Raw genomic sequence first — 19,918 nt, 5'->3', positions numbered from 1 at the left:
ATGACCCGCCCGATACTGGCCAGCATTGACCTGCAGGCGTTGAAACAAAACCTGACCATTACGCGTCAGGCTGCGCCGGACTCCCGCGTCTGGTCGGTCGTAAAAGCTAATGCCTACGGACACGGTATAGAACGTGTCTGGAATGCACTGGGAACGACCGATGGTTTCGCGATGCTCAATCTCGAGGAGGCGATCACCCTGCGGGAGCGGGGATGGAAAGGACCGATTTTAATGCTGGAGGGTTTTTTCCATGCCGAAGACCTGACGGTGTATGACACATATCGTCTGACCACTTGTGTCCACAGTAACTGGCAGCTCAAAGCGTTGCAAAATGCCCGCCTGAACGCGCCGCTGGATATTTACCTCAAGGTGAATAGCGGCATGAACCGGCTGGGTTTCTTACCAGAGCGCGTTGCCACCGTCTGGCAACAGTTACGGGCAATGCCTAACGTAGGTGAGATGACGCTGATGTCGCATTTTGCGGATGCTGAACATCCGGATGGCATTAAGGACGCGATGGCGCGTATTGCGCAGGCAACGGAAGGGCTGGAGTGTCGACGTTCGCTGTCGAATTCAGCTGCGACGCTGTGGCACCCACAAGCGCATTATGACTGGGTTCGCCCGGGTATTATTTTGTATGGCGCATCACCGTCGGGGCAATGGCGGGACATCGCCAATACCGGCCTGAAACCAGTAATGACCCTGAGCAGCGAGATAATCGGCATACAGACGCTGAAAGCCGGAGATCGGGTGGGCTACGGTGGACGCTACACCGCCAGCGGCGAGCAGCGCATTGGCATTGTGGCGACAGGCTATGCCGATGGTTATCCGCGCCATGCGCCAAGCGGCACGCCTGTGCTGGTGGATGGCGTACGTACCGGGACGGTCGGCACGGTATCCATGGATATGCTGGCGGTAGACCTGACGCCGTGCCCGCAGGCGGGGATCGGGACGCCAGTGGAGCTGTGGGGTAAAGAGATTAAAATCGACGATGTGGCGACAGCGGCGGGCACGGTGGGTTATGAATTAATGTGTTCTTTGGCGCTGCGTGTGCCGGTAGTGACGGTGTAACTTTTGTAGGCCGGGTAAGGCGTAGCCTCCACCCGGCAAAAAACATCCGCGTTACTCATCCTCATCTTCAGCAACGCGAACACCAACCTTCAGTACCGCATTATCTTCTTTCTCGGCTACCGTCCAGATCATACCGGCAAATTCCACCTGGTCACCGACGACCGGCGCAGCCCCCAACAGTTGCTGGACAATTTCACCCAGCGTTTGCTGCTTATCGCGATACCCGGTGCCATCTTCCAGGCCATAAATCAGTGCCACATCGGCATATTTCGCGCTGGCTTCAAGAATAAAATCACCAAAGAAACGCTGGTCTAACGACACTGGCGGCGACTGGCTGAACAGCTTACCTAAGGCGGGCAGGTCGCGTTCGCGGCCAATAACACACAATACGTCGCCTTCACGCAGGCGGGTACTGCCTGAGGGGTGAAACAGCACGTTGTCACGAAACAGGGCGGCAATTCGCGTCTCTTCCGGCATATGCAGGTCACGCAGCGCGGCCCCGACACACCACTTATCCGCACTGAGCTGATAAACAAACTGCTCCCAGGGATTATCCGGATGAATATCGAGACCTATACGAGAAACCGGCCAGCCAACGGGCGGGACCACCACTTTGGCTTTTTTGGCGGCCCACGACAGCGACGTTCCCTGGAACAGCAGCGAGATCAGTACCACAAAGAACGCGACGTTAAAGAACAGGCGCGCGTTTTCCAGGCCCGCCATCATTGGGAAGACGGCGAGGATGATCGGCACCGCGCCGCGCAAACCCACCCAACTGATGAAAATGCGCTCACGCAGATTGAAACCACGAAATGGCAGCAATCCGGCGAACACTGACAACGGACGCGCGAAGAAAATCATCCAGGCGGACAAAATCAGCGCCGGAATCGCGATAGGCAGCAGGTCGGACGGTGTAACCAGCAGTCCAAGCACCAGGAACATGGCGATTTGCGCCAGCCAGGCCAGTCCGTCAAAGTTTTGCAGAATACCGAATCGGTTGCGGATCGGGCGATTTCCCAGCAGAAAACCACACAGATAGACCGCCAGAATACCACTGCCTTCCAGCGCGGTAGTCAGGGCAAAAATCAGGATCCCACCGCTCAGGGCCAGCAGTGGATAAAGCCCGGCAGGCAGTGAAATACGGTTAATCATCTGCTGGAGCAGATATCCACCGCCGAGACCGATAGCGATACCTAAGCCAAACTGCTGGATAATATGTACCGCAAACATCCAGCTTAAACCGGTCTCGTGGTTCTGGATCATTTCGATAAGCGTAATGGTCAGAAATACGGCCATTGGGTCATTGCTACCTGACTCAATTTCCAGCGTCGAGCCCACACGTTCGTTGAGTCCTTTACCGCCGAGCAGGGAGAAGACCGCCGCGGCATCGGTTGAGCCGACAATCGCACCAATCAGCAGCCCTTCAATGAGATCCAGATGAAACAGCCATGCCGCCATCATGCCGGTGAGGCCAGAGGTAATCAGCACACCCACGGTCGCTAGCGATAACGCCGGGCCCAGCGCTACACGAAATGAGCTGGCCTGGGTGCGCATCCCACCGTCGAGCAGAATAACCGCCAGCGCCAGGTTACTCACCATGTAGGCAAAAGGGTAGTTATCAAAAGGAATACCGCCCACGCCGTCCACGCCCGCTAACATGCCAATAGCGAGGAAAATCACCAGAATCGGGATACCAAGACGTGATGAGAATGAACTAAGCAAGATACTGCAGGTGACGAGAACGGAACCCAAAATAAAAAGGCTAATGATTGCTGCGGCATCCAACGTTCGGTTACTCCTGAATTACGCTGTTTCGTATTAATAAACCCTAACATAATAACGACAGAAACAGCGTTTTACTTAGCCCTGAAGCAGGCTTTTTTTACGATTTAAGCACCGGATGACCGGAGATTGTGAGTTGACTGCCGTTTTTATCATTTTTCAGCACGGCTTTGGCCCCTAAAGGTAAGGTGACGGTGCGTTGTTCATGGCCAAAATCGAGGCCGCCTAACAGTGGAACGGATAATCTGGCGCGCAGAAAATCACAAACTGAATCGAGACTGTAACCGGCATCATAATCATTAGGCGCACTGCCGCTAAAACTGCCGAGAATGATGGCGTTCTGGCGGGCGAGGATCCCAGCATGATAAAGTTGCAGCAGCATGCGCTCGATGCGAAACGGGTGCTCGTTGATGTCTTCCAGCACCAGAATACCGTTCTCAATGGCGGGCATCCACGGCGTTCCCATCAGCGAAATGAGCATTGCCAGATTGCCTCCCCACAGCGTGCCTTCAGTAGCGCAATCCGGGCCATGCCCTTGCCAGTCGAGGGTAAATTCGGCATTGCGCAAAGCCTGCCAAAAATGGTGCTCGGTAAAGGCGTTCATTTCCTCGGCACCGAAGTTAGCCGCCAGCATCGGGCCGCTGAAGCTAATCACATTACTATGAGCCAGCAGACCACACTGAATGGCCGTGAAATCGCTGTGTCCACACAGCAGCAACGGGTTTTGTTGCTGACGAACGGCCAGCGCCTGCCAGTCAATATCTGCCAGCAAACGGCTCGCACCGTAGCCGCCGCGCACCGCCATCACAATAGTATCAGGCATTTTTAGCTCAACGAGTGAGTTCACATCCGCCAGACGCTCGGCTTCGGTACCGGCAAAACGCTGACAGCGGCGGGTAATGACGGCAGTGTTATCGACCTGATGACCGGCCTCAGTAAGACGCGCAAGCCCACGTAATGCTGCCTGCTGGTTAATACAGTAGCCCGACGGGGCAATTAAGTGAAACCGGGACATGGCATTTCCTTGCTACAACTAAAACCAAATGTATATCATGCCGCGTAGGTATGTCGTTGTCACCTCAGCGACAGGTTCCGGCTATAAGGATAGATGACGTGAAATTGAGATGGTTTGCTTTTTTGGTTGTATTACTCGCGGGCTGTAGTTCAAAACAGGATTACAAAAATCCGCCATGGAATGCAGAAGTTCCGGTTAAACGCGCAATGCAATGGATGCCGATCAGTGAAAAAGCCGGTGCTGCCTGGGGCGTTAGCCCACAATTGATTACGGCGATTATCGCTATTGAATCAGGGGGTAACCCCAATGCAGTCAGTAAATCTAATGCCATCGGTCTGATGCAGCTTAAAGCCTCTACCTCCGGGCGGGATGTTTATCGTCGTATGGGATGGAGCGGTGAGCCGTCGACCAGTGAGCTGAAAAATCCAGAGCGCAATATCTCCATGGGGGCGGCATATCTGAGCATTCTTGAAACCGGTCCGCTGGCGGGAATTGAAGACCCACAGGTGATGCAATATGCGCTGGTGGTGTCATACGCGAACGGTGCCGGGGCGCTGCTGCGGACGTTCTCCTCTGACAGGAAAAAAGCCATCAGCAAAATCAACGATCTGAGTGCGGATGAGTTTTTCGAGCATGTTGTCGATAACCATCCAGCGCCGCAGGCTCCACGTTATATCTGGAAGCTTCAGCGAGCGCTGGATGCGATGTAACGCGCGTAATATTACTCGCGCACTTTATTCGATTTTTCCCGAGCCTCACGCTCAAGTGAAAAAATAATCCGCTGTAAATTCCGCTCCACCGCCGGGCCTACGTTGAGAAAACGAAAGCTCAGGCGGGGAGTGGTGATGGTCTCATTTTTTCCGTCGATCACTTTTCGCTCGGTAATCGAGATGAGCTGGGCATCAACGTGATACACCCCCCATTGTTCCATATTCAGTTCAACCTGCGAGAAGCGCATGCCTTCGACCAGCCCCTCCGGTGCTGTCCCTTCTAATAGCGCGCCCATGCCGCCAAGAGACAAATCGAATAAGCGAAAATGCAGGAGACTGTTGTCCGGCATCTTCGCCTTGCAGTGATAGGGCGGGTGTAACGGCGCGCCGATGCGGAAGTATTCCCGACGCTGGACGAACCACAGCGAAGGTGGCAACGATGAGACAAAGGCTGGCAATCGCTGATACTCGCCTTTTGTCAGTTGCGGGAGGGTAAACTCCACCTTGGCACCCTGCGTTTCAGCGATAATTGAGATCTGGCTGGCGCGTTGCACGGCCTGGTTTTCATATTCCTGACTGCCAAAATCCATGATCAATTCGTCCGGGCCGACAGCAAGAATTTTGCTGATGAACTGACCTCCTGACCAGGAGATACGCAGTGGAACCTGCTGTGAATTTAAGTCCCGGAGTACCCCTAATACGGCGAGCGGGTTTTGCTTCAGGAACTGCTCATTGTAGTTACTCACACCTAATGACTCCTGGATACCTGGCTTATCGTTGGGTTATCGGCATTGCGAGACGGAACTTAATACAAATGGATGAAATTTTTTACCCAAGCCAATGAATTAAGTCTGAGTGCAAACAGCAGGTAGCGATGGCTTGCCTATACTTAACGTGCTGGCGCAAGAATGTCTTGCGTATGCGTTCACTGGAAAGAGGGCCTGAAAATGGGAATTATTGCCTGGATTATTTTTGGTCTGATTGCGGGGGTTATCGCCAAGCTGATTATGCCGGGGCGTGATGGCGGCGGATTTATTCTGACCTGCATTCTCGGTATTGTCGGTGCTGTGGTCGGTGGGTGGCTGGCAACGATGTTTGGTATCGGCGGCGATGTCAGTGGGTTTAATCTCCACAGCTTCCTGGTGGCCGTGGTCGGCGCGATTGTGGTACTGGGTGTTTTCCGACTGGTACGACGAGATTAATCGAACGGCCCCTGCGGGGGCCGTTTCTCTGCGTAGTTTAGTCAGAACTGGTATTCAATCCCCGCCCAGTAATTACGCCCTTCTTCGATAAACCCTTCGCTGTAGACGTACTGTGTATCAAACAGGTTGTTGACCGAAGCGTTAACGCTAAAGCCATGTCCGATGGTGTAATCTGCCCGGAGGTGGGTAATGGCGAATCCGGTCGCTTTTTGTGAGCCATCAGAATTGCTATAGCTTGAAGAGCGGGCTTCTTCGGATAGCGTAATGCTGAGTGGGTCCCACGGTTTCAGCGTCATCCAGGCGGTGAGAGTTTGCGTCGGCAGATCGGTAATTTTACCGATGTCGCTGCGTTTAACGTCAGCATGGATAAGACCGTAGCTTAGCCCCACATCCAGCATGTCAAAGACCTTACCTTTGACGCCGGCATCCAGGCCGGTGTAATCCACCCGACCACTGTTTTGGTTCTGAATCGTGTCGGCATCAATATTGTGCGACAGAATCGCATCGGTAATGCGGTTGTAATACACGCTGGCTTCGAATCCCCAGTTTTGGGTGAACGAACCGTTCCACGTGAGATCGACGCTACGGGCGCGTTCCGGTTTTAGCTGCGGGTTGACCAGCGCTATCTGGTTATAAGCCGGTTTTGACGTGGTGTAGCGCTCTTTCAGTGTGGGGAAGCGCGTTCTGTCAGAGTAGGACAGCGCTAATGTGTCAGAATTTTCAAAGTGATATTTGGTCATTACCTGCCAGTTAAAGGCGGACTGATCGTTGTCATCATAATGGGTAACGCTGCCGTTTTTCTCGTGCTTCATCCCCTCTACGCTGTCACGCCAGTCGTAGCTGATACCCGCCACCACATCGACATTATCCGCAGCCGCCCACTGATATTCACTGGCAACAGACCAGGTGCGATCTTCGTAGCGGTCATAAGCGGCATTTGGAGCCCCTTTTTCGCGATGAACATCGTCTTTCCAGTTCACGGCGAAAGAGAGCAGGTCGTTCTCCCGCATATCAGCGGAAAGCTGCAAACCTGCGCCGTCGCTATAGTCAGAATAATGGCTGTAGCTGCCTTTCTTATTTTTCAGATCGGCAAGGGAATTGTACATCATCAGTGTATTTTCAAAGGTGTCGCGATACAGGCGGCTTTTCAATGTAAAGCGATCGCCCAAATGCGTGGTGCCCTGATAGTAATAACTTTCTTTATCATATTGCGGCCATTGCCAGTAACGTGATTTCTGGCTGCTGGTCCCGGCATATGGCGGGTTATCTTTTTCGCCGTCCTGATTAATGTAGGTCAGAACATACTCATCATCACCGCGTGGCGTGAACCCCAGTTTCACGATGCCGCGTTTATCATCGGCTGATGAGTTAATCATCTTGCCATTGCTGCCCGCTACCGGGTTATCAACACCATGAGGTAATCCGAGGAAATCCTGTTTTAGCTGGCTACCGCTGAGCTGGATATATCCGAGATCGTTGCTGGCACCGAACGACGCGTGCATATCATGGGCATTGTCTTTGCTACGGCTCCAGCCCTGACGATAGCCCAGAGAGCCCTCAATCGGTTTGGTGGGCTTCTTGGTCGTGATGTTGATAGCGCCACCCATCTGGTTCGGCCCCTGTAGCAAGGATGAGTAGCCTTTAGAGACCTCGACAGAAGCGATATCGGATGTCAGAAAACGACCTAAATCAAGGTTGCCATCGTAGGGGATGTACACCGGAACACCGTCGAAAAAGACCGGGACCTGACGACTGTCAAAACCGCGGACCTTCACTTGTTGCTCGTTACGGTTACCGGATTTTTGCAGCACGACGCCGGGAACGACGCTTAGCGCCTGCGCCACGTTTTGTTTATCCAACTGCTGCATCGTTTCCTGGCCGAGAACCGTAGTGGTTGCGGCGGAGGCCGGACTAGACCAGACGGTCATGGTTTCGCTTTCCTGCCCAGCAAAAGCACCTTGCGCGAAAGCAAACGACAGGGCTGTGTAAAGACAACTTTTGTTAAAATTCATTATTTATAGTCCATTTATAAATGTTATACGCCGTAGGCGTCCGGGCTCAGGCTAACTTTGATATCCGCCGGTGGGGCGTAGTAAGGTGCGGAGGTGATAAAGAGTCTGATGCCACAGTCGAGATAACTCGCCAGTGAGGCGAGGGTAATGCCGCCAGTCAGCGCCAGCGTGCAATGGGGGGCCAGAGACGGTGCCAGGCGAGCGATGCCTGCTGCCTGCTCAGGGGTAAACTTATCGAGTTGCAGCACATCAGGGGCCGCATGTAGCGCGGCCAGTGCCTCATCGGGGGTATCTGCTTCGACCACAATCTTTTTTTCTGGCGCATGGGCGCGTAGTTGCGCGATTGCCGCGGCCCAGTTGTTCGGATCGGCAAGAAAGCGGCGATGATTCGCAAAAAGCAGCACGGTTTCGGCGCTCCCGCCCCGGTGGATAATGCCTCCGGCAGCAAGGATCGCCTGGGTAGCCAGCATACGGGTGCCAGGGATAGTTTTGCGGGTGCAGGCAATCTGGCCATCAGGATAGCGCTGACGCAGGATGCTTAGCATATCGTCGAGATAGCGTGAGACACCGCAACTCCACTCCAGCACGTTCTGTACCGCTTTCCAGCCCTGGTGAAGTGCCGCCGCGTTACCGTGCGCGCGCAGAAGTAACTGTCCGGTACGCGCCCGTTCGCCATCGGACATAAGGTCGGTAACGGTCAAACCCAGTGATGTCAGCATTTGTCTGGCAACAGTAGTTCCGCTTACGCACCCGCCCTGGCGGTGATAAAAACCCATACTTCCTGGCTGTGCGCCGATACCCAACGCGCGGGTTGTTAAATCGCCGCCCTGAATATCCTCCAGCAGCAGCGCATCGACTTGCGCCTGTGAGAAGTAGATCATTGCAGCGCCTCCCGCGGTACGCTGTCCCACCAGATAAGCGCCCAGTCGCGACTGGCGGGAGCGATGGTGCCGGGGTCCTGCTGATGGTACCAGTGCTCCAGACGCTCAATTTCGTCGGTGCTCAGTTCTCCCATGCTCCAGCGCACGTTCTCCAGAAAACGTGTCCAGGTGCTGTTGTCCTGCTGACAGTTTGGTCCACGGATAAAATCAACATGTGCGTGAATGCCCATCTGATACAAAACATTCAGTGCATAGATATAGTTGGGAAGCTCAATCACCTCGCGCCCCAGCGCGCGCTGAATCGTGGGCGATACAAATGAGGAACTGACGAGATGGGTGGTGTAAACCCGCAGCCGTGCCTGATTATTCAGTTTGGTCATAGCCTGACGCATATCGGCAACCAGCGTTGAACGTGAGGCGACGGCAATATCACACTGGGGCAAGTCGTCCCAGTGCGCTTCCCATGCGCGCTGCACCCACTGTACGTGGCGCACGCCCATCTGCCCGGCACGGCGAGCGGCAACGCTCAGCATTCCCTGGCTGTAGTCTACGCCGTAAACGATCGGCATTTTTTTGGCCAGCGCCAGCGCAACCGTTCCGGGGCCGCAACCCATATCAAACAGTGATTCAGCACCTTTCAGGTCAATCTTGCTCAATAACTGGAGCAGGTAGTTGTCGGTTAATGAGGCGCAATTTTCTGCCATTTTTTCCGCGCGTTTGTCCCAGTGTTCTGGTTTTTTCTCGGTTCGCTTCGCCTGAAGTAACTGTTTGCGGTACAGGTCAGCAAAATCAATGTCGTCAATGAGCATCGTGATTCCTTAATCGTGTGAGCCAAAGAGGTGATGGGCTATTTGTGAGGGCGTGACCCGATACAGCGTGGCCAGACGTTCAGCAGCCAGTTGGTGTTCAGGCCCCCCCTGTGACACCAGACCATCTGGCTCGACGCGTACCACGCTGTCGGCAATGGCCCGTGCATGCAACGGATGGTGGGTCGACATCAGCAGCGCCATGCCCGAATTTTTCAGCGTGACCAGGGTGTCGAGCAGTCGGATCTGGTGACCAAAATCGAGGCTGGAAGCAGGTTCATCCAGCAGTAAAAGACGTGGACGCTGTGCCAGCGCACGGGCAATCAACACCAGTTGACGTTCGCCACCGCTCAGGGTGTTCCAGCGCCGGGGCGCGAGATGCGGGATTGCCAGCACGTCCAGTTGTTCAAGGGCGATGTCGCGTTCTTTGCCGCCGGGAACGGCAAATGCCGCCATTTGCGGGGCCAGTCCCATCATCACCATGTCCAGAGCCGTGAAGGCAAACGCACCGTCATGTGCCTGAGGAACCCAGGCGATGGCGGCGGCGCGTTCCCGGTCGCTGAGATGATTCACCGCGATACCATCAAGCGTAATCTGGCCAGCAAGCGGTTGAAGAACGCCAAGAATGGTACGCATCAGCGTAGTTTTCCCACTGCCATTGGCGCCAATCAGGCAACAAATTGCCCCTGGCGCGACGCTAAACGAGACATCGCGTAATACTGGGTGCCGGGAATGGTAGCCGAGAGATGCATGTTGTACGCTCAGCAGCGTCATTGTCGGCCTCCCCGGAGCAGAAGTAACAGGAAGAAGGGGGCACCAATAAACGCGGTCAGGATCCCCAGCGGGATTTCCGTGCTGCTCAGAGTGCGGGCAAGGGTATCTGTCAGCAGCAGTAAAATAGCGCCGATCCCCATTGAAACAGGCAGTAGCCGTTGGTGGTTGTTCCCACAAAGCAGTCTGCCAATGTGTGGCACCACCAGCCCAATCCAGCCAATAATTCCGGCAATCGCCACAGTACAGGCGGTGATAAGCGTGGCGCAGATAATCAGCCAGAGCCGTAGCCGGGAAACGTTGATGCCCAGAGAACGGGCTTCATCATCCGAGAGGGTGAGTAAATTCATACGCCAGCGTAGCAGCAACAGCGGCACCAAACCGGCCACGATCAGCGGTACGGACAACCACAGGTCATGGGCGGTGATGGTCGACAGACCACCGAGTAGCCAGAAGGTAATCGACGGTAGCTGGGTATACGGGTCAGCCAGCGTTTTGATGAGCGAAATACCTGCGCCGCACACCGTACCCAGCGCAATGCCGACCAGTACAAGGGTGAGTACCGGATCGTGGCGTTTTACCCGCTGGGTGATGAGCCACACGCCCGCCACCACGAACAGGCCGCCGACAAACGCATACAGTTGAATAAACAGGATCGGTAAACCGAGCAGGATGGCGGTACAGGCCCCTAAACCCGCCCCGGCTGCCACGCCGAGAATATCCGGCGACACCAGTGGGTTACGGAACATACCCTGATAAGTGGTCCCTGCGCCCGCCAGTGCCGCGCCCAGCAGCAATGCAGCCAGAATGCGTGGCAATCGAATCTGCCAGAAGACGATTTTGTCCTGGGGCGGCACGCCCGGATGGTCAGCAATGAGGTTCATCACCTGCTGGGCATCCAGGCGATATGCACCTGAAACCGTTGCGACGATGACACACACGGCAATGGCTGCGATCATCAGAGCACTCAGCGTAGTCATTCTCATCAGGGTGTCACCAGCTTTTGAAACTGTGCATCGCTTAATGAGGTGTGCCAGAACAACTCTGCGTAGCGCTGCATATCGGTCTTAAAGTGGGTTTCAATTTTGGGGTCAAGCCAGGCGTGCAGGCGACGTAATCCCAGCAACCGGTTGATGCCCGGCGGGGCGTCCAGCCAGCCAAACGGCAGTCCGCTGAGAAACAGAATACGTTGCTCAGCAACGGCTTTAACCCCTTGCCAGACGGGATCTTCTCGCAGGTACTGTGCGGTGACTGCATCCTGAACCAGAATAATATCGGGCTGCCAGCTCAACAGATTTTCCATGGATACCTGGGTCAATCCATGTCGTCCCGGGATTTGCGCGACATTGTGTAATCCCAGTAACTCTGGTGCTTCGGTATGCAGTGAACCCTGTAAACCGGTTTCCAGTCCTCTGGCACCGCGTGCGGCATAAAAGCGCAGTTTTGCTGCGGGGGAGTGCGAAAACGCATCTGCGTCATCAATAAATCGACGGGCAAGTGCGGCCTGTGCCGAGGCCCGTGTTGCGGTACCCAGCGCAGCCCCTGCGGCTTGCAGTTGTGCCGGGGTTTGTCGGAGCTCGCCGTTAATCAGCAGCCACGGAACGTGCGTTTGCGCGTTGACCTGCCGGGCTTGAGAAAGCCAGGTTTCATCAGCATTGCCGCAGTCAACCACCAGATCGGGTTTCAGCGCTAACAAGGCCTCCAGTGACAGGGTGCTGGCGCGTCCTGCCAGTCTTCCCAATTTCGGTAACGCCAAAATGTCATGATGGAATGGCACTGCGGCCTGGTGAGAAAAATCAAATGATGAAAATCCCACCAGTTTTTCCGGTGCGACAGCCAGCAATAGCATATCAGCAGGTGCTCCGGCGCTGACGACGCGCTGGATTGCCTCGGGTGACGGCGGTGAACCGACAGCAACGGTAAGCGGTGTTTGGGCAAGGGCCGGAAAATGGCGTAACAGCAGCGCAGATGCCACGAGCTGGGCAAACATCCTTCTTGTCAGTGGCATTATGTTGGTCCTGAACAGTGATAAAATCGCTATATATTTACATATACAGCGAATAAAAACATGTTCAGAATCAATTTCACACGGATGAAAACAGGGGCTACCCCATAAGGGCTAGATGCAATGGATACACCTGAAATGGAGATACATGGCACCAAAAAATCCGCGACATGGCGCGGATTTAGAGGAGACTGAAGACACCAGAAGAAGATTAGGACGTCGGTTGAGTCTGCTTTTTGGCCTCGGAAGGCGTGTTATTGGCGGGGGCGGGGCGCGTTGCCGGTACGCTGTCGCAGGGTTTATCTTTAGCGCATATCAGATCGAGCATTTTTAACGTTACGCCGTTGGTCCAGCCGAAACCATCCTGTAGCGGGTATTCGCCACCGCCGCCGCCGGTTCCTGTGCTGCTCACGTCATACTTCTCAACCAATTTTTTCTCACGATCGTACGTGTGCTGCACATTGGTGAGGAATCGCCAGGTGACATCCATGGCGACATTATTTTGGCCATAGTTCTGTAATCCCGAGGCGGCGACCCACTGTAACGGCGCCCAGCCGTTGGGAGCATCCCACTGCTGGCCGCTTTTCACCGACGTGGTTGCAAGGCCGCCAGGTTGCAACAGATGCGCCTGAGTTGCTGCGGCCACCTTGCCGGCGCGATCTTTTGCCGCCGCATTCACAAATAAAGGGAACAGCGCGGCGGCAGTTAACTGATTACGGACTTTGTGGCTCTTCAGATCATAGTCGGCATACCAGCCTTCTTTGTCATTCCACAACCAGGTTTCAATCCCTTTTTGGCGGGCATTGGCAAAGCCCTCGTACTGCGCTGCTTTGGCATCGTCACCTGCGGCTTTGCTGGCGAGAGCGATCATTTTCTCCATCTTGTATAACAAGGCATTGAGATCGACAGGCACAATGCTGGTGGTGCGCAGGGTACTTAGCTGGTTGGGGTTATCCATCCAGCGTGAACTAAAGTCCCAGCCGGATGCTGCGGCTGAGCGCAGGTCGCGATAAATTTCAGTGGCAGGGCGGTTCGGATTGCTTTTCGCGGTGGCAATATCCTCAACCCAGGATTCAGGTCTTGGCGTATCCCGGTCATCCCAGTAGCGGTTTAAAAGGGTGCCATCAGCCAGTTTGACCACACGTTTATGCTGTTGACCGGGCTGAAGTGTTTCGCCTCCTTCCATCCAGTAGCTGTACTCTTTTTGCATCTGCGGGAGGTATTTTTTCAGCGCGTCGTTACCGTCATGCTGCGCCAGCAGTTCAACCATAAAGGCAAAGAACGGTGGCTGTGAACGGCTCAGGTAGTAGCTTCGGTTGCCGTTAGGAATGTGCCCCCAGGAATCAATCTCATAAGCGAAGTTGGCCACCATATCAGAAACCTTGTCCCAGCGATTGCTCTCGGCAAGCCCCAGCATAGTAAAATAGCTATCCCAGTAATAAATCTCACGAAAACGCCCGCCCGGCACTACATAGGGTTCTGGTAGCGGCAGCAGAGAGTCCCATTTTTCGACATCGGTGGTTGAGCGAGTGAGTACCGGCCACAGTCCGTCAATATGCTCGCGGAGTGATTGCCCGGCCGGGGGCACGTATTTCTCACCCTCTTTTGGCAACGTAAAATTCACTTCCACAAAATGGCGTAAATCAAAGCCGGACTGATTTTTCTGCATCCGATAATCGGCAAGGATCATCAGTGGATCGCTGTTGGGCACTGCGTCGGCAAAAGTTTTCTGATCGGGAAATAGCTTTGCTGTCTGTACATCATTGAACAATGGACCAAGCAGAATATCAGGAGGAGAAGGCGTAGCGACAGGTGAATCCTCAGCGTTCGCAGTAAAAGAGGCCAGAGCAAAAAAGGTGCTTGCGAGCGTCAGTTTTATCGCCACTGAGAGCAGGCCAGGATGGCGAATTGCGGGTGTTATCATCGGTTAATCTCCTTAGCGGCGTGCCGAAGTTGCGGCATCTACCATGAGAAAACCTTAGTTCAGGATCGACCGTTGCGCGTGATCGGCCCCCCATTTTGCGATTAAACAGACATTTCCTGACGGAGGGAGTGAAATAGCCCACCTTTTACAGATAAAGGGTGGGCTGTGGGTATCAGCCCGCGAGGATCACCCGATTTGCTACACCGTCCAGAGTCAGAGCGTCACCCATCTTGATAGCATCGAGGGTTGCGCCTTGTTGGCATACCCAGCACAAGCCCATCTCGCGGGCGATAATCGCCGAGTGGGAGGCTTCGCTACCGGCGCGCAGGCAGATCCCTTTGATCGTGAGTGGGTCGAGTTGCAGCACGGTAGACGGATAGATGACATCGGCGACCAGAATGGTCGGTCGAATAGACGCGGGGATACGGGCACTTTCGCCGGTCAAATGTTGCAGCGTACGGGACAGCAAATCCTCAATATCAATGTATCGCGCCTGTAAATAAGGATCGTCGAGTTGCAGATACTGCTGACTCAGATCGCGCAGTACGTTATGCCAGGCATATGCTGCGCTACACTGCTCTTCGCGCATCAAATCACAGGCCATATCGAAAAGCTCAGGATCGTCGAGCAGCGTGTGATGACCAGAGAAAATGGCGGCGATATCAGCGGAATACTTCTCCTCTGCCAGCGCGGTTAAATCACTCAGGTCGTCGAGTGTGCGTTGAATGGCCGCTTTTAGCCGCTGCTGCTCGTCCTGCATATCCGCGGTCGGGCGATGGGTGACTTGCGGTGAGAACGGCGTATAGCAAAATGCCGTACCCGTTGCCAGCGCTGGCACCGGTACTGCGATGCTTTCAGCGCGTGCTTCTTCGACGGACTCGCCAAAATTCTCAGCCGCCAGCTGCGTAAACGCAGCCAGCGCCGCGTCTGCCTGTTCACCTTTAGCAATCAGGCGCAGCGTGTCATTACAGCGCACCTGCAGCAGTGCTATCTGATTCAGGCTGTCAGGGACGACGCATTTGCCGTTTTTTTCCAGCCACATGTCGGCATTAAAGCCAGACAATGTGGAGACCAGCCGCGATGCCGGGCGAACATGTATACCGTTGGGGTTTCTTACGGTCACGGCAACCGAACGAGCATCGGCGTCGGGTGACAATTCAGCGGGTGCTGTCTTCGCAACAGACGACGAAGGTAAACCCAGTTGCTCACGCTTGGCGTCGAGGGCATTCATGGCATCATTGATGACCCGATCGATATCAGCGCCCGCCGCAGCACTGACGGTTGCCGCCAGCGTACCTTCAACCAGCGGGGCAGCGCACAGACGCACCTTGGCGGCGATTGCCGGATCGAGCAGATCCAACGCTGTTTCCGCACTCAGTAACGCGCTGCCAATATCCATCATCACCAGCACGTGATCCGTGTCTGCCACTGACTCAATGGCCTCCATCACTTTGATGGGGTCGGTGCCAATGGGGTTCTCAGGATCGTCAATGCCTGCGGCAATAGCGAGTTTACAACCATCACCCATTAACATCTGTCGGGCTAACGCACCGACGCCTTCGCCCAGTTGGGCGCTGTGAGACACAATAACCAGGTTTACCATCGTTTTATCCTTACTCTCTGGACGCCTGAGCCAACATTTGCATCATAAACATAACGGACGTTGCGCCGGGGTCCTGATGCCCAATGCTGCGCTCACCAAGGTAGCTGGCGCGGCCTTTGCGCGCCTGCATCGTGATGGTACTTTGCGCCGCGGCTTCTGCCTGGGCGCTTGCCGCCTCCAGAGCGGCCTGTACGCTCAGCTTTTGCTCGCTGGACTGGCGTAAAGATTCGACGACAGGCACCCAAACGTCGCACATGGTTTTGTCACCCGGTTCGGCTTTACCACGACTAATGACACCTTCTGCGCCATCACGCATCATCTGATACAATTCGTCAACCGTCAGACTTTGATGGGCCTGAGTGACCTGCGCGGCGCGGATGAAAAAGGTGCCGAACAGCGGGCCACTGGCACCACCGACGCTTGAGAGCAGTACCATCCCGGTATTTTTCAAAATAAAACCGATATCTTTATCCGCAATGGACGGGAGCTTTTCGACCACTTTACTGAAGCCGCGGTGCATATTCAGACCGTGGTCGGCATCGCCGATTTCCCGGTCAAGGCCGGTAAGAAAATCGCTTTCGGTGGTGAATATTTCGCCGCAGCGATAGAGCCAGTTAACAATTTGTGTTCTGGTGAGGGACATCATGAATCTCCTTATTTACCCCAGTTGAGTGCAGGGGTGTGAACCGGTGCATCCCATAAGCTCAGCGTTTCGTCATCCACCTGTAACAGGGTGATTGAGAAACCGGTCATGTCCAGAGAGGTGCAGTAAGAGCCAATCAGGTTACGTTCGATGACAATACCGGCATCCTGGCAACGGCTTTCAAGGCGGTTATACACGCCGAAGAGCTCAGACAGCGGTGTCGCACCGAGATTATTGACCAGCGCAATCACGCGATCGCCGCTCTGTAGCGCGCGTTTGCTTTCTTTCCCTTCCTGCCATGCGCCCTGAAGGTGATCCCAGTGACGCAGCGTACGACTGTAGTTGCCGTTTTCCAGCAGGGTGTCAAACATTTCATCCACAGTTTGATCAAGCGAGGAGAATGGACGGCGGTCAATGCCGGGTTCGCCGTGGATACCGACGCCAAACTCCATTTCGTTGTCCCGCAGGGTGAATGAAGGTTGACCGGCCGCCGGAACGGTACAGGCACCAATGGCAATCCCGATGGAATGACCCTGATTGTTCAACTGGCGCCCCAATACCGCGCAGGCATCCAGTGAGTCACCGCGTTCTGCGGCCGCACCGACCAGTTTTTCAATCAATACAGTATTTGCCACACCGCGACGACCGGCGGTGTACAGACTGTCTTTCACCGCCACGTCATCATCCACAACCATCGTGGTGACTTTGACGCCGCTTTCATGCAATAGCTCGGTTGCCGTTTCGAAGTTAAGAATGTCGCCGGTGTAATTTTTGATTATCAGCAGTACGCCTTCGCCGCCATCAATTTGCATGGCGCATTCAAACATTTTATCCGGCGTTGGCGAGGTGAAAATTTCACCCGGACAGGCACCGGAGAGCATACCCTGGCCAATGTAGCCGCAGTGCATTGGCTCATGGCCGCTACCACCACCGGAAAGCAGCGCCACTTTGCCCATCACTGGCGCATCTGCGCGAGTGACATACACCGGGTCCTGATGCAGTGCCAGAGAAGGGTAGGCTTTTGCCAGCCCGGCGAGTTGTTCGTTCAGTACGTCTTCAACACGGTTGATCAATTTTTTCATTGTTTATGCTCCGCAGACAGTCCTGAGATGGCTGCACATATCAGGCAGACATCTGATGTAGGGTATCGGTTTGTACAGCGCCACGGCGACCTCTCGCTGCCGATAAGGTAATTTTGCACACGGGTAGTCAAAAGAAAATTGATGTGATTGGCGTTTCAATACGGAACATTAGCATCTGGTAATGTTCCGTATTGAAACGTATTGGTGCATAAAACAGCGGAAGTGAGAGATGCGGCAAGGTTTATGCTGACGGTATTGTGAATAAAACGTTATTCCTTACTCTTCTTTGCCATTAAAATCGAAAAACCAGAACAGGATAAAACCAATAAAACCAAAAATTAGCAGAATAGCCAGGGTATAGACTTCGTATCGTGCGGCATCTGCGGCAATCGCCTGCAATTTGTCCATTGCCGGGGCTGGCTGCTCTTTGAATAGCATGAGTTGCCATTCATAAAGGTTTGTTGTTTTTATCTCTTTAATCGGTTCCCAAATATGGTTAGCCGCCGCGCCGAGTGCTAAAGCGGAAAACAGTGCGCCGTAAATACGTTGACGTTTTTCCTGACGCTGACTAATCGCCTGGCGCATGAGCTGATCCAATTGCTCTATCTGCGCCATGAGCTCCTGGCGCTGTTCCGATAATCCCCACTGCCGCGAGAGATCGTCACTCAGCTGGTTATGCAGGGCATCGTTGCCGACCAAAGCACCTTTATTCATGGCTTTTAGCGCCCGGGCCTTGGTTTCCAGCATCATTTCGGACCAGTCAGATAAACGACGAATTTTTCCCTTTCGGTTGTGAATTTGCTGCGATTCGAGCAGATCCTTGAGCCACTGTTCAATCTGTTGGGCAGAGTTTGCCAGAAAATTTTCATACTCATGGCTGACATCCGCTACTGAACTGGCCGCTTTAGTCAGTATTGCCAGATGTTTATCCTCTTCTTCGCGACAGAAGAATGTGACGCCATGACGGTGAGCGACGACCAGAATATTGCTGTACCACTGGCTGCTGTACTCGCTGGTGGGGGGGAGATCCGCAGGGCTCCGGACGACGCGCGTGCTATCGCTCTGTGCTGCCAGCCAGGCATGGAAAGTGGGGGTATCGATCATACGCATCAGCGGGACTATCGTAATATCACCGCCCTCCGGGATGCGATGCTGATAGACACGAATGCATTTACCCTTTGTGCGGCAATCAAGTTCGGGTAAAGCTATTGGCACAATGGCGTTATCAAGGTACCGGGTAAAATAATTTTCCCAGATTGCGGGTAAAACGTCTTGTTGCCAGGTCAGTTTCGAGCCTGGCTCTCCGGGCGCAAGCTGCTTCGGTGCCGCAATTAGCGTCATTCTGCCTTGATCGTCGTACCAGGGTTGGTTCGGTGCTCCTGGGATTAGTTTATCGCTTCCGGCCAGGCGATAGCTTTCGAGAAAACGCGGAGTATCGTGCGGGCGTAACCCTTGCCAGGCCGCATCTTCACGCTGTTCCAGAGCGAACCACAGGGCATCAAGGCGCGTCCCCTGAATGGGGTTGAGCGAAATAACGATATCATTGCCCGTGCCCACTTCTCGCGGGCGATAAATGGCCAGCAGCCCAAATCCATTGTGCGTCCAACTGCGTTCTTTGTCGCAGCGCGCGAGAATTTTCAGCATCCCGGAAGGGAGCGTTTCGGTGATAAACAGTGCATCAACCACCGTTTGCCGCCGGCCTGTGCCGAGGTCCAGCAGGAGTTGGCAGGTCACCGAACGCTTGATAACGTGTTGGTAAATCTGTTGCTCATACGCCAGACTTGCGACCGCACTTGCATAACATTGCGTGTGCATGGGCATAATGCCTGCGGTGGGGTCTGGGTTGGCTATTATCATATCGCTCAACAGGCGCAGGCAGGCCAATATGTTGTGGCGAACAACGGCAGTATCATCCATGGATTGCTCGCACAGGCTGCTATGTGCGAGTGCGGATAACAAGCACGCGGCAGAACGCGTCGTATCATCACCGTCCAGATAAATACCGCTTTCCCATGCGGTGACGTATTCCAGCCACGGATGTGTTGATAGCGACAGCGAACCAGCGGCATCGAGATGGTTCAAAAACAGCAACAGCGTAAAACAGGTATCCAGAGAGAAATCTTCGATAACGATTCGTTGTATTCCCTGGACACTTGAGAGTTTATTGCGCCATATAGTCCATTGACGATCGTCGGCATTTGCCACCAGTTCACTCACCGAATTGTAGTGACCTGCACGGTATCCTTTGTTATTGAGCGCGACACCCTTTTGGCTTTCCGTATCATTGCCGTCGCCCAATCCGATCAGCAGGCTGCCTGCCGGTGCATCACGCTGCGACGGATTGAACTCGAAAGTAAACTGCGGCCATGCATTGTTGAATGCGAACATATAATTCTCTTTCGATGGATGTG

The 19,918-nt window shown here is 54.3% G+C and carries 16 protein-coding genes and 2 pseudogenes; 4 read left to right on the top strand and 14 right to left on the bottom strand.

Annotation, left to right across the window (positions count from 1 at the left end):
• Together dadX and AL515_RS24130 are read left to right on the top strand one after the other, a co-directional pair.
• Positions 1–1,071, top strand: coding sequence for a catabolic alanine racemase DadX (gene dadX, locus AL515_RS14335; protein WP_061068048.1), 1,071 nt, complete (start codon positions 1–3; stop codon positions 1,069–1,071).
• Between the two features lie 57 nt (positions 1,072–1,128).
• Positions 1,129–1,188, top strand: a pseudogene (locus AL515_RS24130) (hypothetical protein); the annotation flags it as partial.
• Here the strand turns inward: AL515_RS24130 and AL515_RS14330 are convergent.
• Positions 1,189–2,823: pseudogene (locus tag AL515_RS14330) on the bottom strand (potassium/proton antiporter); the annotation flags it as partial.
• A gap of 130 nt (positions 2,824–2,953) precedes the next feature.
• Positions 2,954–3,868 (bottom strand): muramoyltetrapeptide carboxypeptidase, encoded by a 915-nt coding sequence (gene ldcA / locus AL515_RS14325; RefSeq protein ID WP_061068047.1) that lies wholly within the window; start codon positions 3,866–3,868, stop codon positions 2,954–2,956.
• A 98-nt stretch (positions 3,869–3,966) separates the two neighbouring features.
• Between ldcA and emtA the strand changes: the two genes are divergently transcribed.
• Complete coding sequence (gene emtA, locus AL515_RS14320; RefSeq protein ID WP_048211429.1) at positions 3,967–4,578, top strand: membrane-bound lytic murein transglycosylase EmtA; 612 nt, start codon at positions 3,967–3,969, stop codon at positions 4,576–4,578.
• An 11-nt stretch (positions 4,579–4,589) separates the two neighbouring features.
• Here emtA and ycgR read toward each other — a convergent pair whose 3' ends face one another.
• Positions 4,590–5,324, bottom strand: a complete 735-nt coding sequence (ycgR, locus tag AL515_RS14315) for a flagellar brake protein YcgR (protein WP_048211430.1) — start codon at positions 5,322–5,324, stop codon at positions 4,590–4,592.
• Positions 5,325–5,525: 201 nt separating this feature from the next.
• Here ycgR and AL515_RS14310 point away from each other — a divergent pair, with 201 nt between their 5' ends.
• Positions 5,526–5,780, top strand: a complete 255-nt coding sequence (locus tag AL515_RS14310) for a GlsB/YeaQ/YmgE family stress response membrane protein (protein ID WP_048212573.1) — start codon at positions 5,526–5,528, stop codon at positions 5,778–5,780.
• A gap of 41 nt (positions 5,781–5,821) precedes the next feature.
• On the opposite strand, the gene AL515_RS14305 is transcribed toward AL515_RS14310, so the two are convergent.
• The 11 genes from AL515_RS14305 to AL515_RS14255 form a co-directional block, all read right to left on the bottom strand.
• The gene (locus tag AL515_RS14305) at positions 5,822–7,792 is read right to left on the bottom strand and encodes a TonB-dependent receptor plug domain-containing protein (protein WP_061068046.1); all 1,971 of its coding nucleotides are present in this window, start codon (positions 7,790–7,792) and stop codon (positions 5,822–5,824) included.
• Between the two features lie 23 nt (positions 7,793–7,815).
• A complete protein-coding gene (gene modD / locus AL515_RS14300) occupies positions 7,816–8,673 on the bottom strand; it encodes a ModD protein (RefSeq protein WP_061068045.1) in 858 nt (285 codons plus the stop codon).
• Complete coding sequence (locus AL515_RS14295; protein WP_061068044.1) at positions 8,670–9,482, bottom strand: class I SAM-dependent methyltransferase; 813 nt, start codon at positions 9,480–9,482, stop codon at positions 8,670–8,672. Before AL515_RS14295 ends, modD begins: the two co-directional genes overlap by 4 nt.
• Positions 9,483–9,491: 9 nt before the next feature.
• On the bottom strand, positions 9,492–10,253 hold the full coding sequence (locus AL515_RS14290) for an ABC transporter ATP-binding protein (RefSeq protein ID WP_061068043.1): 762 nt from the start codon (positions 10,251–10,253) through the stop codon (positions 9,492–9,494).
• Complete coding sequence (locus tag AL515_RS14285) at positions 10,250–11,230, bottom strand: FecCD family ABC transporter permease (protein ID WP_370528887.1); 981 nt, start codon at positions 11,228–11,230, stop codon at positions 10,250–10,252. The genes AL515_RS14290 and AL515_RS14285 overlap by 4 nt, the downstream gene beginning before the upstream one ends.
• A 5-nt stretch (positions 11,231–11,235) precedes the next feature.
• A complete protein-coding gene (locus AL515_RS14280; RefSeq protein ID WP_048211436.1) occupies positions 11,236–12,258 on the bottom strand; it encodes an ABC transporter substrate-binding protein in 1,023 nt (340 codons plus the stop codon).
• 208 nt (positions 12,259–12,466) lie between these two features.
• Complete coding sequence (locus AL515_RS14275) at positions 12,467–14,179, bottom strand: alpha,alpha-trehalase (RefSeq protein ID WP_061068041.1); 1,713 nt, start codon at positions 14,177–14,179, stop codon at positions 12,467–12,469.
• Positions 14,180–14,351: 172 nt separating this feature from the next.
• Positions 14,352–15,782, bottom strand: coding sequence for a dihydroxyacetone kinase phosphoryl donor subunit DhaM (dhaM, locus tag AL515_RS14270; RefSeq protein WP_061068040.1), 1,431 nt, complete (start codon positions 15,780–15,782; stop codon positions 14,352–14,354).
• Positions 15,783–15,792: 10 nt separating this feature from the next.
• On the bottom strand, positions 15,793–16,425 hold the full coding sequence (gene dhaL / locus AL515_RS14265; RefSeq protein ID WP_005122292.1) for a dihydroxyacetone kinase subunit DhaL: 633 nt from the start codon (positions 16,423–16,425) through the stop codon (positions 15,793–15,795).
• 11 nt (positions 16,426–16,436) lie between these two features.
• Positions 16,437–17,507 carry a dihydroxyacetone kinase subunit DhaK gene (gene dhaK / locus AL515_RS14260; protein WP_061068039.1) on the bottom strand — a complete coding sequence of 357 codons (1,071 nt, stop codon included), beginning with the start codon at positions 17,505–17,507 and terminating at the stop codon, positions 16,437–16,439.
• 276 nt (positions 17,508–17,783) lie between these two features.
• On the bottom strand, positions 17,784–19,895 hold the full coding sequence (locus AL515_RS14255) for a hypothetical protein (RefSeq protein WP_061068038.1): 2,112 nt from the start codon (positions 19,893–19,895) through the stop codon (positions 17,784–17,786).
• Positions 19,896–19,918 lie beyond the last annotated feature (23 nt).

The sequence above is a fragment of the Citrobacter sp. FDAARGOS_156 genome (assembly GCF_001559235.2).
Lineage (GTDB): Bacteria > Pseudomonadota > Gammaproteobacteria > Enterobacterales > Enterobacteriaceae > Citrobacter > Citrobacter youngae.
Note: the sequence above shows the minus strand (reverse complement) of the source record. Positions and strands in the feature narration are given on the sequence as shown.

Bases quoted from the DNA above. Each gene is read 5' to 3' on its own strand.
- dadX (WP_061068048.1), top strand. From the start codon at position 1: ATGACCCGCCCGATACTGGCCAGCATTGACCTGCAGGCGTTGAAACAA.
- ldcA (WP_061068047.1), bottom strand. From the start codon at position 3,868: ATGTCCCGGTTTCACTTAATTGCCCCGTCGGGCTACTGTATTAACCAG.
- AL515_RS14310 (WP_048212573.1), top strand. From the start codon at position 5,526: ATGGGAATTATTGCCTGGATTATTTTTGGTCTGATTGCGGGGGTTATC.
- AL515_RS14305 (WP_061068046.1), bottom strand. From the start codon at position 7,792: ATGAATTTTAACAAAAGTTGTCTTTACACAGCCCTGTCGTTTGCTTTC.
- modD (WP_061068045.1), bottom strand. From the start codon at position 8,673: ATGATCTACTTCTCACAGGCGCAAGTCGATGCGCTGCTGCTGGAGGAT.
- AL515_RS14295 (WP_061068044.1), bottom strand. From the start codon at position 9,482: ATGCTCATTGACGACATTGATTTTGCTGACCTGTACCGCAAACAGTTA.
- AL515_RS14290 (WP_061068043.1), bottom strand. From the start codon at position 10,253: ATGACGCTGCTGAGCGTACAACATGCATCTCTCGGCTACCATTCCCGG.
- AL515_RS14285 (WP_370528887.1), bottom strand. From the start codon at position 11,230: ATGACTACGCTGAGTGCTCTGATGATCGCAGCCATTGCCGTGTGTGTC.
- AL515_RS14280 (WP_048211436.1), bottom strand. From the start codon at position 12,258: ATGCCACTGACAAGAAGGATGTTTGCCCAGCTCGTGGCATCTGCGCTG.
- AL515_RS14275 (WP_061068041.1), bottom strand. From the start codon at position 14,179: ATGATAACACCCGCAATTCGCCATCCTGGCCTGCTCTCAGTGGCGATA.
- dhaM (WP_061068040.1), bottom strand. From the start codon at position 15,782: ATGGTAAACCTGGTTATTGTGTCTCACAGCGCCCAACTGGGCGAAGGC.
- dhaL (WP_005122292.1), bottom strand. From the start codon at position 16,425: ATGTCCCTCACCAGAACACAAATTGTTAACTGGCTCTATCGCTGCGGC.
- dhaK (WP_061068039.1), bottom strand. From the start codon at position 17,507: ATGAAAAAATTGATCAACCGTGTTGAAGACGTACTGAACGAACAACTC.
- AL515_RS14255 (WP_061068038.1), bottom strand. From the start codon at position 19,895: ATGTTCGCATTCAACAATGCATGGCCGCAGTTTACTTTCGAGTTCAAT.